14 protein-coding genes are annotated in these 15,625 nt (G+C 72.0%); 4 read left to right on the top strand and 10 right to left on the bottom strand.

Features of this window, described 5'->3' with window-relative positions; all coding sequences use genetic code 11:
- Nucleotides 1–64 precede the first annotated feature (64 nt).
- The 8 genes from pdxT to ybaK form a co-directional block, all read right to left on the bottom strand.
- Nucleotides 65–676, bottom strand: coding sequence for a pyridoxal 5'-phosphate synthase glutaminase subunit PdxT (gene pdxT, locus BIU90_RS14065; protein ID WP_071300804.1), 612 nt, complete (start codon nucleotides 674–676; stop codon nucleotides 65–67).
- Entirely contained in the window at nucleotides 666–1,592 is a 927-nt protein-coding gene (gene pdxS, locus BIU90_RS14070; protein ID WP_071301050.1) for a pyridoxal 5'-phosphate synthase lyase subunit PdxS, read from the bottom strand. The genes pdxT and pdxS overlap by 11 nt, the downstream gene beginning before the upstream one ends.
- Nucleotides 1,593–1,636: 44 nt before the next feature.
- On the bottom strand, nucleotides 1,637–2,284 hold the full coding sequence (locus BIU90_RS14075) for an HIT domain-containing protein (protein WP_083403962.1): 648 nt from the start codon (nucleotides 2,282–2,284) through the stop codon (nucleotides 1,637–1,639).
- Nucleotides 2,284–4,206, bottom strand: a complete 1,923-nt coding sequence (thrS, locus tag BIU90_RS14080; RefSeq protein WP_254787077.1) for a threonine--tRNA ligase — start codon at nucleotides 4,204–4,206, stop codon at nucleotides 2,284–2,286. Before thrS ends, BIU90_RS14075 begins: the two co-directional genes overlap by 1 nt.
- 211 nt (nucleotides 4,207–4,417) lie before the next feature.
- Nucleotides 4,418–4,960, bottom strand: coding sequence for an adenine phosphoribosyltransferase (locus BIU90_RS14085; protein WP_071300805.1), 543 nt, complete (start codon nucleotides 4,958–4,960; stop codon nucleotides 4,418–4,420).
- Between the two features lie 140 nt (nucleotides 4,961–5,100).
- Nucleotides 5,101–5,328 (bottom strand): hypothetical protein, encoded by a 228-nt coding sequence (locus BIU90_RS18405; RefSeq protein ID WP_139195282.1) that lies wholly within the window; start codon nucleotides 5,326–5,328, stop codon nucleotides 5,101–5,103.
- A gap of 614 nt (nucleotides 5,329–5,942) precedes the next feature.
- Nucleotides 5,943–8,540 (bottom strand): ATP-dependent Clp protease ATP-binding subunit, encoded by a 2,598-nt coding sequence (locus BIU90_RS14090; RefSeq protein WP_071300806.1) that lies wholly within the window; start codon nucleotides 8,538–8,540, stop codon nucleotides 5,943–5,945.
- Between the two features lie 95 nt (nucleotides 8,541–8,635).
- On the bottom strand, nucleotides 8,636–9,121 hold the full coding sequence (gene ybaK, locus BIU90_RS14095; RefSeq protein WP_071300807.1) for a Cys-tRNA(Pro) deacylase: 486 nt from the start codon (nucleotides 9,119–9,121) through the stop codon (nucleotides 8,636–8,638).
- Between the two features lie 66 nt (nucleotides 9,122–9,187).
- Between ybaK and BIU90_RS14100 the strand changes: the two genes are divergently transcribed.
- On the top strand, nucleotides 9,188–9,472 hold the full coding sequence (locus BIU90_RS14100) for a DUF6412 domain-containing protein (RefSeq protein ID WP_071300808.1): 285 nt from the start codon (nucleotides 9,188–9,190) through the stop codon (nucleotides 9,470–9,472).
- 60 nt (nucleotides 9,473–9,532) lie between these two features.
- Entirely contained in the window at nucleotides 9,533–10,282 is a 750-nt protein-coding gene (yidC, locus tag BIU90_RS14105) for a membrane protein insertase YidC (protein WP_071300809.1), read from the top strand.
- Between the two features lie 23 nt (nucleotides 10,283–10,305).
- On the opposite strand, the gene BIU90_RS14110 is transcribed toward yidC, so the two are convergent.
- On the bottom strand, nucleotides 10,306–10,500 hold the full coding sequence (locus tag BIU90_RS14110) for a hypothetical protein (RefSeq protein ID WP_071300810.1): 195 nt from the start codon (nucleotides 10,498–10,500) through the stop codon (nucleotides 10,306–10,308).
- Nucleotides 10,501–10,614: 114 nt separating this feature from the next.
- On the opposite strand from BIU90_RS14110, the gene BIU90_RS14115 reads away from it, so the two are divergent.
- Together BIU90_RS14115 and BIU90_RS14120 are read left to right on the top strand one after the other, a co-directional pair.
- Entirely contained in the window at nucleotides 10,615–11,514 is a 900-nt protein-coding gene (locus BIU90_RS14115) for a hypothetical protein (protein ID WP_071300811.1), read from the top strand.
- Nucleotides 11,515–11,706: 192 nt separating this feature from the next.
- On the top strand, nucleotides 11,707–13,062 hold the full coding sequence (locus tag BIU90_RS14120; RefSeq protein ID WP_071300812.1) for an MFS transporter: 1,356 nt from the start codon (nucleotides 11,707–11,709) through the stop codon (nucleotides 13,060–13,062).
- A 168-nt stretch (nucleotides 13,063–13,230) separates the two neighbouring features.
- On the opposite strand, the gene BIU90_RS14125 is transcribed toward BIU90_RS14120, so the two are convergent.
- Nucleotides 13,231–15,540, bottom strand: a complete 2,310-nt coding sequence (locus BIU90_RS14125) for a carboxypeptidase-like regulatory domain-containing protein (RefSeq protein WP_083403963.1) — start codon at nucleotides 15,538–15,540, stop codon at nucleotides 13,231–13,233.
- Between the last annotated feature and the right edge of the window lie 85 nt (nucleotides 15,541–15,625).

Below are 15,625 nucleotides of genomic sequence, written 5' to 3' on the forward strand. Positions count from 1 at the left end.
GTTTACCGACCGGATGGCTCGGTGCGCGCTCGGCACGCAGGGCCTGTGGACGGACGGTGGTCCGTCAGGCGCTGTGGACGAGTTCGAGGAACCGGCGGTGGAAGCGGTCCTCGCCCGCGACCTCGGGGTGGAAGGCGCTGGCGATGACGTTCCCCTGCTGCACCGCGACCACCTGCCCGTCACCCAGAGCGCCGAGCACGTGCACACCGGGACCGTGCTGCTCGACCACGGGGGCCCGGATGAACACGGCGTGCACCGGGGCCTCGCCCAGGTCGGGCATCGGGATGTCCACCTCGAACGAGTCGTTCTGGTTGCCGAAGGCGTTCCGGCGGACCGTGGTGTCGAGGATCCCCAGCGTCTGCTGTCCGGCGATGGCGCTGGTGAGGCGTTGGCTCAGCATGATCATCCCGGCGCAGGTGCCGTACGTGGGCAGTCCCCCGCGGATCGCCTCGGCCAGTGGCTCGGCGACACCGAACGCCCGCGACAGCTTGTCCATCACGCTGGACTCACCGCCCGGGACGACGACGCCGTGCAGCGCGTCGATCTCCTCCGGACGGCGGAGCGGCACGACGTCGGCCCCGAGCGCCGTCAGCGAAGCGATGTGTTCCCGGAAGTCCCCCTGCAGCGCGAGCACCCCGATGCGGGGTACCGCGCCGCCGGTCGGACTACCAGCCACGCTCGGCGAGGCGGTGCGGTGCGGGGACGTCGGCGACGTTGATGCCGACCATGGCCTCGCCGAGTCCGCGGGAGACCTCGGCGATGACCTTGGGGTCGTCGTGGAAGGTCGTGGCCTTGACGATCGCAGCGGCACGCTTGGCGGGGTCGCCCGACTTGAAGATGCCGGAGCCGACGAAGACACCGTCGGCGCCGAGCTGCATCATCATCGCGGCGTCGGCAGGGGTGGCCACGCCGCCCGCGGTGAAGAGCACGACGGGGAGCTTGCCGGTCGCGGCGACTTCCTTGACCACGTCGTACGGCGCCTGCAGTTCCTTGGCGGCGACGTAGAGCTCGTCTTCCTTCAGGTGGCGCAGCGCCGCGATCTCCTTCGAGATGGTGCGGATGTGCTTGGTCGCCTCGGACACGTCACCGGTGCCGGCTTCGCCCTTGGAGCGGATCATCGCCGCGCCCTCGGTGATGCGGCGGAGGGCTTCGCCGAGGTTGGTCGCACCACACACGAACGGCGTGGTGAAGTTCCACTTGTCGATGTGGTTGACGTAGTCGGCGGGCGAGAGGACTTCTGACTCGTCGATGTAGTCGACGCCGAGCTCCTGCAGGACCTGGGCCTCGACGAAGTGGCCGATGCGGGCCTTCGCCATGACGGGGATCGACACGCTCGCGATGATCTCCTCGATCATCGAGGGGTCGGACATGCGGGCGACGCCGCCCTGGGCGCGGATGTCGGCGGGGACGCGCTCGAGGGCCATGACCGCGGTCGCGCCGGCTTCCTCCGCGATGCGGGCCTGCTCGGCGTCGACGACGTCCATGATCACGCCGCCCTTGAGCATCTCCGCCAGGCCGCGCTTGACCCGGGAGGAACCGGTGATCGAGGTGCCGTGGGTGCTGGGGTCGGGGGTGCTGGTGCTGTCGCTCATGATGCCGTCCATCCTAGTGCTCGGCTGCGACAGGCGCCGCGGCGTCAGGCGCCGGTCGGCCAGCCCTCGGCGACGAGTCGGCGCGTGTCACCGAGCAGCTGCGACATCGACTTGGTGCGCGCGATGACCGGGAAGAAGTTCGAGTCCGACTCCCAGCGCGGCACGACGTGCTGGTGCAGGTGGCCGGCCACGCCGGCGCCGGCGACCTCGCCCTGGTTCATGCCGATGTTGAAGCCGTCGCAGTGCGCGACCTGCCGCAGCACCCGCATCGCGGTCTGGGTCAGCTCCCCCATCTCGCGGAGCTCGTCCGGCGTGGCCTCGTCGTAGAGCGGGACGTGCCGGTACGGGCAGACGAGCAGGTGGCCGTTGTTGTACGGGAACAGGTTGAGCAGGACGTAGGCGTGGTCCCCGCGGACCACGATGAGGGCGTCCTCGTCGGACTTGTGCGGCGCCTCGCAGAACGGGCAGTCGTCCTTGTGGCCGCGCCCCTCCCCCTGTCGCCCGGCGTCGATGTAGGCCATCCGGTGCGGGTTCCAGAGGCGCTGGAAGGCGTCCGGCACCGCCGCGCCGGTGGCGGCGTCGCGGATCACCAGCGGGTCCGGACGGGAGGCCGTGGTCGCCGGGTCGAGACCGGCCACGTCGTCGACGTGGCCGGTCTCCGGAACCTGCTCCGGCCCTCCTGGACGAGTCATCAGACCTGCGCGCGCTCGCGGATCGCCGTGAGGATGCGGTCCACGGCCTCGTCCACGGGCACGCCGTTGTCCTGACGGCCGTCGCGGAACCGGAAGCTCACCGCGCCGGCGTCACGGTCGTCGCCACCGGCGATGAGCTGGAACGGCACCTTCTGCTTGGTGTGCGTGCGGATCTTCTTCTGCATGCGGTCGTCCGAGTGGTCCACCTCGGCACGGACGCCGTGGGCGCGGAGCTTCGCGATCACCTGGTCGAGGTAGTCGCCGTACTCCTCTGCCACGGGGATGCCGACGACCTGCACCGGCGCGAGCCAGGCCGGGAAGGCACCCGCGTAGTGCTCGGTCAGCACGCCGAAGAACCGCTCGATGGAGCCGAAGAGCGCACGGTGGATCATCACCGGACGCTGACGGGTGCCGTCGGCAGCGGCGTACTCGATGCCGAAGCGCTCGGGCAGGTTGAAGTCGAGCTGCACGGTGGACATCTGCCAGGTGCGGCCGATGGCGTCACGGGCCTGCACGGAGATCTTCGGGCCGTAGAACGCGGCGCCGGCGGGGTCGGGAACGAGCTCGAGCCCGGACTCCTCGGCGACCTCGCGCAGGGTGTTCGTCGCTTCGTCCCAGACGTCGTCGTCGCCGACGTACTTCTCCGGGTCCTTGGTGGAGAGCTCGAGGTAGAAGTCGTCGAGGCCGTAGTCCCGCAGGAGCGACAGCACGAACTCGAGGGTCGTGGTCAGCTCCTCCTTCATCTTCTCCTTGGTGGTGAAGATGTGCGCGTCGTCCTGGGTCATGCCGCGCACGCGGGTGAGCCCGTGGATGACGCCGGACTTCTCGTTGCGGTAGACCGTGCCGAACTCGAACATCCGCAGCGGCAGGTCGCGGTAGGACCGGGCCTGCGAGCGGTACGCCAGGATGTGCATCGGGCAGTTCATCGGCTTGAGGTAGTAGTCCGCCCCCTGCCGGGTGACGTTGCCGTCCTCGTCCGTCGCCTGGTCCATGTGCATGGCCGGGAACATGCCGTCCTTGTACCAGCCGAGGTGCCCGGACTGCTCGAACAGGTCGCCCTTGGTGATGTGCGGCGTGTAGACGAACGAGTAGCCGTTCTCCTCGTGCCGGCGACGCGAGTAGTCCTCCATCTCGCGGCGGATGATGCCGCCCTTGGGGTGGAAGATGGCCAGCCCCGAGCCGATCTCGTCGGGGAACGAGAACAGGTCGAGCTCGGCGCCGAGCTTGCGGTGGTCGCGCTTGGCGGCTTCTTCGAGACGGACGAGGTACGCCTTGAGCTGGTCCTTGTCCGGCCACGCGGTGCCGTAGATGCGCTGGAGCTGCGGGTTCTTCTCGGACCCGCGCCAGTAGGCAGCGGCGACGCGCATGAGCTTGGCGGCGTTGCCGATCCACCGGGTGTGCGGCACGTGCGGCCCGCGGCACAGGTCCTGCCACACGACCTCGCCCGACTTCGGGTCGACGTTCTCGTACACGGTGAGCTCGCCGGCACCGACCTCGACGCTCTCGCCCGAGTCGCCCTCGGCGGCAGCGCCCTTGAGCCCGATGAGCTCCTGCTTGTAGGGCTCTCCCGCCATCAGCTCACGGGCCTGGTCGTCGGTCACGACGACGCGACGGAAGCGCTGGGCCTGCTTGACGATGCGGTCCATGCCCTTCTCGATCGCCTTGAGGTCTTCGGGCGTGAACGGCTCGGCGACGTCGAAGTCGTAGTAGAAGCCGTCGGTGACGGGCGGGCCGATGCCGAGCTTGGCATCCGGGTTGATCTGCTGCACGGCCTGGGCGAGCACGTGTGCGGCCGAGTGCCGGAGGATGTCGAGACCGTCCTGCTCGTCGAGCGTCACCGGTTCGGCGGTCTCCCCCGCTGCGACGTCGGCGGCCAGGTCCTTGAGGACGCCGTCGACCCGGATGGCGACGACGCCGCGCACGCCGTCGAACAGCTCGGTGCCCGTCGTGGTCGTCGTCGCGGTGCGGGGCTCGGGGGCCTGGGGAAGCTCGGCGGGCGCGGGGGCGACTGACTCGGTCACGATGATGGGACTCCTCGATCGAATGGGTGCGTCAAGACTAGTGCGGCTCGGGCAGCGCAGGTCGCGGTCGACCGCGGTCGACCGCGGTCTGCTGCGGTCGCTTGCGGTCGGCTCAGGCCGGAACGCGGCCGAGCGTCGTGACGGGCAGGCGCGGCTCGAGGCGCTCCCGACCGGCGAGTCCGTCGAGCTCGAGCAGGGAGGCGAACCCGATCGCCTGGTACCCGGCGCGCTCGAGCAGCGTCACCGTCGCGGCAGCGGTCCCACCCGTGGCGAGGACGTCGTCGACGACGAGCACCCGGGTGCCCGCGGGCAGCTGCCCCGGGCGGAGCTCCAGCTCGGCCTCGCCGTACTCGAGCGCGTACTGCTCGCTGAGCACCTCGCCCGGGAGCTTGCCGGCCTTGCGCACGGTGAGCACGCCGACCTGGTGCTGGGCCGCGATGCCCCCGGCCAGGGCGAAGCCGCGCGCCTCGATGCCGGCGACGGCCTGGAACCCACCGCCGACGGCGAACGGGGCAGCGAGGGCCTCGCACACTCGGCCGAAGGCGACGGGGTCGGAGAAGACCGGCGTCACGTCGCGGAACAGGATGCCGGGCTTGGGGAAGTCCGGCACGATCGCGGTGAGGCGTTCGACGAGGGCAGCAGCGGTTTCGGTCACCGCACAACGGTAGTCGACCGCGCGGACGCCGCCGCGCGGTGCGAGGTTGCGGACACCGTGCGAGGTTGCAACGTCGCACGGTGTCCAGAACCTCGCACCATGGGCTCGGCGCGGGCACGCCGCACGCGGCACGGCCCGGGTCAGCGCCAGGCGCGCATGAGCGCGAGCGCCGCGGCCTCGCGCTGCTCCCGCTCGCGCTCGAGCTGCACCCGCAGCGCGGGATCGACCCGCGGTCGCGGGGTGCGCCGGGTGCGGCGGCTCCAGAGGATGAGCCAGAGCCCGAGGCGCAGTGCGACCCGGTCGGTCAGGGACACCCGGCGACGTGCAGCGCGGGTGTCGGGTGGACGGAGATGGACGTGGTTCGACACGATCGTGCCTTTCCCGCGTGCCTCGAGGGCACGACGAACGACCCGCGGACGCGGGCAGGATGAATGACCCGAGGAAACGGGCAGGAATGTCGGCAGCGTGCGCGATGAATGCGCACGACTGCATTTCCGCGCGACCGAGGCTGTGGATGCTCGGGCGCGGTCGTGGAGGCGTCGCGGGGACGTCGCTCGCTCAGGTCGATCGGCGCGACACCGCTGGCACGGGCACGACACGGATCAGCGGTGCTGGTCAGTGGCGTGCCCGGCGCAGTGGAGCGGCGTCAGGATGTCGGTGCGCGGCGCCGAGTCAGCGGCGCGTGCGCAGCGACTGCGTGCACGGAGTGCGCACGCGATCGAGGCTGGAGCGGGACGGTCCCCGCGTCAGTGGCGACCGAACGGGGAACCGCCGATCCCACGGATTCCACGGAACGGGTTCATCGCGGTGATCATCATTGTCGGCCCCCTTTCGTCGTCGTACAGCCGGTGATGCTCGTGAACACTATCCGCACCGGGAATGCGAGCGCAACCCTTTTCCAGGAGATCACCCGAGACAGCATTCTGCACACGACGACGGCCCGGTACCGAAGGGGTACCGGGCCGTCGTGTGGTCGAGCGGATCAGACCGTCGCGGGAGCCGTCACATGGGCGACGAGCCCGCCGTCGCCGACCGTGATCCGGACGGTGTCACCGGCGTGCGCGGCACCGTCGACCACCAGGGTCGCGATGCGGTCGTCGACCTCGCGCTGGATCAGGCGCCGCAGCGGACGGGCGCCGTACTCGGGCTCGGAGCCGTGCGACCCGAGCCAGGTGACTGCCTCGTCGGACACCGACAGGACCATGTCCTGCGCGAGCAGCCGCATCGAGGTCTCGGCGAGCAGCAGCGACACGATGGCCTGCAGCTGCGGCGCCTCGAGCTTGCGGAACAGCACGATGTCGTCGATGCGGTTGATGAACTCCGGCCGCATCGCCTCGCGGAGCTTGCCCATCACGCGCTGCCGCAGGTCGTCCTCCGAGAACCCGCCGTCCGCCGACGCCGAGAACCCGAGGGCGCCGGACCGTGAGGCCAGGAACTCCGAGCCGATGTTCGACGTCATGATGACGACCGTGTTCCGGAAGTCGACCGTCCGGCCCTGCCCGTCGGTCAGTCGTCCGTCGTCGAGCACCTGCAGCAGCAGGTTGAACACGTCCGGGTGCGCCTTCTCGACCTCGTCGAGCAGCACGACCGAGTACGGGTTGCGACGGACGCGCTCGGTGAGCTGTCCGGCCTCGTCGTAGCCGACGTACCCGGGAGGGGCACCGACCAGCCGCGACACGGTGTGGCGCTCGCCGAACTCGCTCATGTCGAAGCGGAGCATCGCCGACTCGTCACCGAACAGCGACGCCGCGAGCGACTTCGCCAGTTCGGTCTTGCCGACACCGGTCGGGCCGAGGAACAGGAAGCTGCCCACCGGACGGTCCGGGTCGCCCATGCCGGTCCGGCTGCGCCGCACCGCCGTGGCGATCGCCCGCACCGCGTCGTCCTGGCCGACGACACGCTCGTGGAGCTCGTCCTCGAGCGCGGCGAGCCGCGTGCGGTCGCCCTGGCTCAGGCGGGTCGCGGGGATGCCGGTGGCACGCGCCACCACCGCGGCGATGTCGGCTTCGGTGATCTCGCTGGTCGAGCCGTCCGGATCAGCAGCTGTCGGACGGGAGGCCCCGCCAGTGTCCGCCAGCGAGGCGGCGGTGATCCGGGCCTCCAGGTCGGCCGCCTGGTCGCGCAGGCGCGACGCTTCTTCGTACAGCTCCGCAGCCACGGCGCGGTCCTTGTCGGCGTGCAGCTCCGCGACCTGGTCGCGGAGCGCCTCGAGGTCGACCTCGCCCGACCGGGCCAGGCGCCGACGTGCGCCGGCCTGGTCGATCAGGTCGATGGCCTTGTCGGGCAGGTGCCGGTCGGTGACGTAGCGGTGCGAGAGCTCGACGGCGGCGCGCAGGGCGTCGTCGGTGTACGCCACGCCGTGGTGCTCGGCGTAGCGGGGAGCGAGGCCGGTGAGGATCGCGACGGCGTCCTCGACGCTCGGCTCCCCCACCGTGACGGGCTGGAACCGACGCTCGAGCGCGGCGTCCTTCTCGATCCGGCGGTACTCCTTGAGCGTCGTCGCGCCGACCATGTGCAGGTCGCCTCGGGCCAGACGCGGCTTGAGGATGTTGCCGGCGTCCATCGAGCCGCTCTCGCCACCACCACCGGCGCCGACGACCGTGTGCAGTTCGTCGACGAAGACGATGAGCTCGTCGGCGTGTGCGGCGATCTCGTCCATCGCGTTCGTGAGGCGTTCCTCGAAGTCGCCGCGGTAGCGGGTGCCGGAGAGCATCCCGGGCAGGTCGAGGGCGACGACGCGCTTGCCCTGCAACAGGCTGGGCACGTCGCCGTCGGCGATGCGCTGCGCGAGGCCCTCGACGATCGCGGTCTTGCCGACGCCGGGCTCACCGATCAGCACGGGGTTGTTCTTGGAGCGGCGCAGCAGGATCTCGACGGTCTGCTCGATCTCGTCCGTGCGACCGATCACCGGGTCGATGCCGCCCTGGCGGGCGCGCTCGGTGAGGTCGGTGCCGAACTGGTCGAGCGTCGGCGTGTCGGACTGCTGCTGGTCCGCTTGGGTGGTGCCGGGCATCGGGCGCCCCTCTCGAGCCGCCTCGGCGGCCTGCTGTGCGTACGACTGCATGACCTGGGGCGTGACGCCGGCGCTCGCGAGGAGCTGACCGGTGACGGTCTCCTGGTCCATGACGAGCGCGAAGAAGACGTGCTCGGGGTCGGTGTAGGTGCTGCCGAACGCCCGTGCCGCCTGGGTGGCCTCGACGAGGATGCGCTGCGCGCTCGGGGTGAGCGCGGGGCGGTCGTCGACGGGCTCGTCGGACGGTGCCGGCAGCCGCTGCTCGACCTCGTCGGCCAGGTGCTCGGGGTCGACGCCCGCGGACCGGACGACCGCGTCGAACGGTTCGGTGGCGACGAGCTCGTGCAGGACGTGCAGGGCGTCGACCTCACGCTGTCCCTGGGACACCGCGTAGGCGGCGGTGCGCTGGAGCAGGTCGTGGGTGCGGCGGCTGAGCATCCGCGTGATGTCGACGGGGCGTCCCAGCGGTGCGGATCGCTGGGCGCCGGTGTTCTGGGCCGCGAGGAGTCGGGCGAGGAACGCGTCGAACGCGTCACTGCCGTTGGTCGGACCGGACGTTGCTGGCAACGGGACCTCCTGGGAACTTGAGTGCCTTCGACTCAATGCAACGCAGGAGGAGCCGGGTCATTCCCGGTCCGACGAAGAACTTGCGGCGACGCGACTCAGGTCCGTGCGATCGCGGCGGTGGTGCCCTCGGTCACGGCGAGCAGGTCGGCCGGGGCGATCTCGATGTCGAAGCCCCGTCGTCCGCCGGACACGAAGATCGTCGCGTAGGTCGTCGCCGACTCGTCGAGCACCGTGGGGATGTGCGAGCGCTGTCCGACGGGGCTGATGCCCCCCACGACGTACCCGGTCCGTCGCTCGGCGAGGGCCGGGTCGGCGAGCGTGGCCTTCTTGCCGCCGACCGCAGCGGCGATGGCCTTGAGGTCGAGCCGGTTCGCGACCGGGACGATCGCCACCGCCAGGGTGCCGTCGACGGACACCACCAGCGTCTTGAAGACCTGCTCCTCGCGGAGGCCCAGCGCGGCCGCGGCTTCCTCGCCGAAGTTCGTCGCGGTCTCGTGGTGCTCGTAGACGTGCGGCGTGAACGGCACTCCGGCGCGCTCCAACGCGAGGGTCGCGGGGGTGCTCGGGGAACCAGCGGTCATGCGGCGATCATCTCCCGCCCGGGCCGCCGGTCGGCAGCGGCACGCGGGCGTTACGCTGATCAGACCATGGCCGTCATCGAGGTGTTCCTGCGCGCAGTCGCCGCGCTGCTCCTCGTCGACCCGGCCTCGGGGGCGCTGCCGCTGCTGGCCCTTGCCGGGTTCGGGATCGCCGCCGTCGCCGCGGCGGTGCTCGTCGCGCAGGTGCTCGCGCTCGTGCTCGGCGCCCCGTCGACACCCGGGCTCCGCAGTCGCGAGACCGGTCAGGACCTGGTCGTGCGGATCGCGTGGAGCCACCCCGACGCCGACGGGCACGCCCGACCGCGGGCTCCGGGGGCGACGCCCACGGCCTGACACCGATCCGGTGCGCAGGTCGTTCGTCGACCCCGCCCACCACCACCGATCGGAACCGTCATGGACCTCTCCACCCTGCCACTCGTCGGGCCCTTCGTCGCCGCCGCGCTGCACGCCGGCGCCGACCTGCTCGCCGCACTGACCGCGGGCCTGACCCCCGTCGCCGGCCCGCTCGCCGCGGCCCTCGCCGTCGTCGTCGCGACCCTCGCCGTCCGCGCCCTGCTCGTCCCCCTCGCCGTCCTGCAGGTCCGCGCCGAACGCGACCGACGTCGGCTCGCGCCGCAGCTCGCCGCGCTCCGGAAGCGCCACGGTCGCGACACGGCGCGCCTGCAGCAGGCGGTCCAGGAGCTGTACACCTCGGAGCACGTGTCACCGCTCGCCGGGTGCCTGCCCGTGCTGGCGCAGGCGCCCGTGGTGTCGCTCGTCTACGCCCTGTTCACGCACGCGAGCATCGCGGGTGCGGCGAACACGCTGCTCGACGCCACGCTGGTCGGCATCCCGCTCGGGCACTCGTTCGTCGCCGTCGTGACGTCGCCGCTGTGGGTGCACGGGTGGGTCGTCCTGCTCGTGCTCGTCGCCCTGGCGGTCGTGGTGGAGCTCACGCGGCGGGCGAACCTGCGGTGGAACCCGCCGACGCCGGTCGACACGGCGGTGCCCGGGGCTGCGGTGACGACGGCCGTGACCCGGTGGGTGCCGTTCGTGACCGTCGTCTTCGCGGCGATCGCTCCGCTGGCCGCGGCACTGTACGTGCTCACGAGTGCTGGTTGGACCGCCGGCGAGCGGGCCGTGCTGCGTCGCGCGCTGCGCTGAGCGGCGGGCGCGCTCCGCTGCGGTCAGCCCTCGTGTTCCGGGCCCTGGTCGACGGGGTCGTACTCGGTGCCCCGACCCTGTTCCTCGTCCGGCAGCGGGTTGCGGCGCTCGACACCGCTGCCGCCGGGGTTCGTCGCGACGTAGTCGGCCTCCCCCGAGGTGACGTCGTGGCTGACCGGCTCGATGACCTCGGGATCGGGTTCGCGTGCGTCTGTCATGCACCAGGCCTACACCCACCGGATCCGGACAGGGCCCCCGGACTGGGTGCGCACCGCTGTCCGCGGAGTGCCACGATGAAGGCGAGACAGCATCGACCCGACCCGGGAGTGCGCATGGCCGACGGCGACCGCGACACGGACCGCGAACGCGCGCGCCTCGAAGGCATCGCGTGGGGTGCGGGATCGTCCCCCGCCGAGGCGGCACGGGCCCGGATCGCACTGGCCGACCTCGGTCGGCGCGCGTCGACGCAGTCCCGGAAGACGGCCGCACCCGCGGCCCCGCAGTCGGCTGCTTCGGGACCAGCGACCGTGGCGTCCTCGACCGAGCAGCCGTCGCTCGCGGCGGCGCAGCCCGCAGTGCCGGACCGGACCGCAGTGCCAGACCGGTCCGTGGGTCCGGACCACGGCCAGGAGGCGCGCCCCGCGTCCGGCGGACAGCCGACCGTCGGTGGTGACCAGGGCCTCCCGTCCGGTGCCCCACCCGTGTCGACCGGCGCGCGGATCCGCGACCGTGTGCTGCGGATCATGCGGAGCGCTCGGGCGCGCCCGTGGCTCGCCGGCGGTGCGGCGGCCGCGATCGTGATCGCGTTCGGCGCCGGGGTGGCGGTCCGGACCGTGTACCCGGCGGTGCCGGCGTCGCCCTCGGTCACGCCGACGCCCGGGACCATCACGCTCGAGCAGTTGCTCGACGCGCCGCAGACCTACGCTGACCAGATCCCCGGGTCGGTCGAGGCGCCGGTGAAGCTGCACAGCACCCGGCTGGTGTTCACGAACCGGTCGCTGAGCGGCGACGACGCCGCGACGCCCTGGAACGTCTGGGCCGGGGTGGGGAACGAGCCGTCGACGATCTGCCTCGTGGCGACGGCGAACCGGATCGAGGCCACCTCGGCCTGCTACCCGCGTGCGGACGCGCTGCACGGGAAGGTGTCGCTGACGGCGCAGTCGCTCAGTGGGACGCTCGTCGTCGAGCTCAACGGCGGCGGGGTCGACGGGCGCGTGGCGAAGGCGTTCTGACACGCCCGCTGTGGGTGTTGGAGCGCTCCTTCACATCGCGGCGGCATCGTGCAACACTGGATGGATCGCACTCGCCGTGGAGTGACCAACCACACATCCCGCCCGAGCGCGCGCTGCCCGACCTGATCCGTCGTGGTGCCGTCGACGTGACGATCCGTCGCGCGCTCCGCCACGTCCCGAGGAGGTCAGCCCATGCCGCGCACCACCGCGTCCGCTCCCACAGCATCACCCGTCACGATGTCGGTCCGCGCCCCGTCGGTCCTGACCTCGAAGTCGATCGTCGGCATCGCGGTCCTCGGACTCGCCACGTTCTTCGCCATCACGACCGAGCTCATGCCGGTCGGCCTGCTCGGGACGATGAGCACCGACCTCGGGGTGACCGAGTCCACGATGGGCGTCGTCATCACCGTGTACGCCGCGGCGGTCGCGCTGCTGGCACTGCCGCTGACGTCACTGACGGCCCGGTTGCCGCGCAAGGGCGTCCTCGTCGCGACGCTCGTCGGGTACACCATGTCGAACCTCATGGTCGCGCTGGCGCCCTCGTTCGCCGTCGTCTGCGCCGGTCGGGTCGTCGGCGGTGTCGCCCACGCGCTGTTCTTCTCGGTCGCGTCGGCGTACGCCACGCGCATCGTCCCGCCGCGACTCGCCGGTCGTGCCATCGCCTTCGTCTACTCCGGCAGCTCGCTCGGGTTCGTCCTCGGGGTGCCGATCGCGACCGGCGTCGGGCAGTCGATCGGCTGGCGACCGGCTGTCGGCGCCGTGGCCGTCTGCGCCGCCGTGCTCGCCGTGGTCGCCGCCGCGTTCCTGCCGGCCGTGAACGGCACGTCCTCGCCGCACATCGGGTCGCCCACGGCCTGGGCGCGCACCGGACTGCTGGCCGTGGTCGTGGCGGACCTGCTGCTGTTCGCCGGACACTACGTCGTCTACACCTACATCGGGCCGTACGCGATCGACGCCGGGCTCGACTCGGGGCTGGTCAGCGGTGCGCTGCTCGTGCTCGGTGCGACCGGGGTGATCGGGCTGTGGCTCGCTGGCATGTTCGTCGACAAGGCCCCCCGCCAGACGCTCATCATCGCCGTGGCCACGATGGCGGCGGCGTTCATCGCGCTGCCGTTCGTCCACGGGTCGCTCATCGGCACCATGGTCGTCGCGGGCGTGTGGATGGCCGCGAACGGCACGACGGGCACGCTCTTCATGGCCGCGGCGATCCGCACCGGGGGTGTCTCCCCCGACATCGCCGGAGCACTCGTCAACGGCGCGTCGAACATCGGCATCGCGGGCGGTGCGGCGATCGGCGGGCAGGTGCTCGGGCTGACCGGCATGCAGACGCTGCCGATCGCGGGCGCCGTCGTACTGCTCGGGTCGCTCGGGGTCGTCGTCGCCGCACGTCGGGGCTTCCCCGTGCACTCGACGCACCAGGAGCACCTGTCGACGTCGTCCGTCGAGGCGATCACGGCCTCGCTCGGGGTCGTCACCACGTCCATCCCCACGATCAGCCGCGCGATCCAGACGGTCACGGGCTCGGTCGCCACCCACCGCTCCCGCTGAGGCGCGGGCCGGGGGGTCCGCGGTCCGGGGGTCCGCGGTCCGATCGGGTGGTTCGGTTCGCGTTCGCACAACGAGAAGCACCCGACACCACGGGAATCCGTGGTGTCGGGTGCTTTCTGTTGTCCGAACGAGTGAGCCGGGCGACGGCCCGGCCCGCCCGGCCTCGGCCTAGTCCTGCAGGTGCTCGGTGCGGCGGCGGTTGCGAGCGGCCCGGAAGGTGAGCAGCCCGCCGCCGAGCAGCACGAGGATGCCGGCCGCGATCGCCGCGGGGGTGAGCTCAGCGCCCGTGAAGGCGAGCGGACCCGAGGGCGAGTCGCCGTCGCCACCGGCCACGGGCACCGGCCCGGGCGTCGGCCCCGTGGTCGGACCGGGCGTCGGGCTCGGCGACACCACCGCTGCGGTCAGGGCGAACGTCAGCGGAGCCGGAGTCGCTCCGACGGCCGCTGTCGTGACGACCTGTGGCGCGCTGGCCGTCGCGCCGGACCCGGCGACGATCGAGTACTGCGTCGACGGAGCCAGTCCGACCAGGTCGAACGCGCCGTCAGCATCGGTCGACGTGGTCACGGCCGTACCGGTCGTCGGGTCCGTCGGGGTCGCGACCACCTCGACGTCCGCGGCAGGTGCACCAGCGGCATCGATCACGGTGCCGGGCTGTTCGACGGTCGGCGCCGCCTGCAGGGTCACCGCGAGGGGCGTCGGGGCCTCTCCCACGTCGACGGTCGTGAGGACCACCGGCTCGCTGGCCGTGTCACCCGTCCCGGCGACGATCGAGTACTCCGTCGTCGGCTGCAGTCCATCGAGGGTGAAGGCGCCGTCGGCGTCGGTCGTGGTGGTGACCGCGTCCCCGGAGTCGGGTCCGGTCGGGGTCGCCACGACCGTGACCCCCGCGGCAGGGGCTCCGTCCGCGTCGGTCACGGTGCCCGGCTGGGCGACGACCTCCGGCACGGCAGGCGAGGGCGTCGTGAAGCGGAAGTCGGCCGACGCGTCACCGGCAGTGGTGTCGACCGCTTGTGTGGCCGTTCCCTGCGCACCGTCGGCCGGGAGCGCCGACCGCACGGTGTAGGCACCGGGGAGGGCCGAGAACGCATAGGCGCCCGCGGCGGTGGTCGTGGCCGTGGCGACGACCGTGCCCGACCTGTCGACGAGCTCCACCACGACGTCGGCGGCAGGAGCACCGTCGAGCGTCACGGAGCCCGAGACGGTGGACACGGAGTCCGCCGGAGCCTGGATCGGCGCGACCTGGACAGGCTCCTGACCGGCGGCGCCGGTCGTGATCGGAGTCGGGGTGCCACCGTCGACGGCGACCTGCAGATCCGTCTCGGGCGGCAGGCCCGAGGCGATGTAGACGCCGACGCTGTTCGTCGAGGTCTCGAGCGGCGGGGCCCCGGGCGACGCCGGGTCGGTGATCACCACGGGGACGTCGGCGACCGGAGCGCCGGTCTCGTCGGTGACGGTGCCGATCACGGAGGTCGAGCCCTGCGGGGCGGTGAAGGCGAAGTCGACGGTCTGGTCGCTCGGAGCGCCGTTCACCAGGAGGGGCACGCCGGTCCTCGTCGCGTCCCCGTTCGCTCCCGACGGCGGGGTGATCGCGACCTGGTAGCCGCCGATCACCGGCAGGTCCGGGAACGCGTAGGTGCCGTCGGCAGCCGTCGTCGTCGTGTAGACGGTGCCTCGTGGGGCGGTGACCGTGACCGTCGAGCCCGGGATCGGCGTGCCGTCCAGGGTGGCGGTCCCGGCGATGGCGGCGGTCCGCGACGCGAACCACGTCTGGTACACGGGGAACCCGCTGCGCCACTGGTAGCTGATGGTCAGCGACTCGAGCGCGACCGTCGGGGTGAACCACGCGGTCGCTCCGGCGGTGTCCGCGGCGGCGGCGTTGCCGGTGAGGGTGCCCTGAAGGTCCCCGGGACTCCACGTCGGTACGTCCCGCCCGGTCATGCCGTCGGGGTCCGGCGTGCAGGACCAGCCGCCGGCGACGGCGGCCGAGCACGAGTTGTAGGACGACTGGAAGCCGAGCTGATCGGCGGTCGCCGGTGCGCCGCCCTGCACCGTGGCGGAGATCGTCGCCTGGTCGGCGTCGATGTCACCCAGGACGAACGACCAGCTGCCCGCGGGCGTCGGCCCGTCGAAGGTGTACGTCGTCACCGAGGGGCTGCCGGCGTTGTTCGCGTTCGGGCGCTGGTTGATGTACGTGTTGCCCTTGCTGGTGCCGTACCGCTGGCCCGGCCCGGTCGCTGCTGACTGCCACGTCGAGGCGCCGCTGATCACGGTCGCCTGCGAGGCGTTCGACCTGAAGGTGGTCACGGGGAACCCGGGCATGGACATCGTGCCGGTGTAGGCCTTGCCCGTCCCACTGACGGTGAAGTCACCCCAGTGGCCGGTGGGGATCGCCGAAGCGCCCGTCGCTCCGGCCAGGGCGAGCCCGACTCCGAGTGCCACACCGGTCAACCCGGCTGTGATCGTCCGCCAACGGCGCATGTCGTCTCCCCTGTCCCTGCGCCGACCTGCCTCGACACACGCTCAGGTTAGCGACCGGCGACGACGGCTGTCCGGTTCGCGTCGC

Origin of the sequence: Curtobacterium sp. MCBA15_001, assembly GCF_001864835.1 — a bacterium.
In the GTDB taxonomy this organism is placed as follows: domain Bacteria; phylum Actinomycetota; class Actinomycetes; order Actinomycetales; family Microbacteriaceae; genus Curtobacterium.